The organism is Haloferax profundi, assembly GCF_001469865.1.
Lineage (GTDB): Archaea > Halobacteriota > Halobacteria > Halobacteriales > Haloferacaceae > Haloferax > Haloferax profundi.
On sequence record NZ_LOPV01000113.1, the window covers coordinates 1 to 416 of the forward strand.

At 57.2% G+C, this 416-nt stretch carries 1 pseudogene; it reads right to left on the reverse strand.

Going from position 1 to position 416, the window contains the following annotated elements:
- Positions 1-356: pseudogene (locus tag AUR66_RS06195) on the reverse strand (DNA-binding protein); the annotation flags it as partial.
- Positions 357-416 lie beyond the last annotated feature (60 nt).

Sequence of the window (416 nt, forward strand, 5' to 3'; positions counted from 1 at the left end):
TCATCGGGGTCGGCCCACCGATTCACACATCCGGCACGCTTCTTGAACTCCCTCGTTGCTTCGATGCTCATCTGTTCCACCACAGTCGCCGTCCGCTGTTCACGGTTCGACGTCTGCCTCCGGTCCCACCGGGTTTTCGTCTGCTCAATCTCCCACTCGCGTGCTTCCATCCGCTCTTCTTCTGCAAGGGTCAGTCCCCGTCCTTGGGCTTCCGGGTTGTTCAGGTCAACTTTGGCTTGAATTTCGAGTTCAACCGTGGGTTGGAACTCAGGCGTCTCATCGACCACGTCGTCGACGACTGCTCGGGGGTGTTCGTTGTGCGAAACTTCATTACCGATTTGCTTCTTAGTACTCATTGTAGTTCGGAGGCGCCTACTCAGCGTCTTCTTCCGACACCACGACTCTCCAGCCGCAGC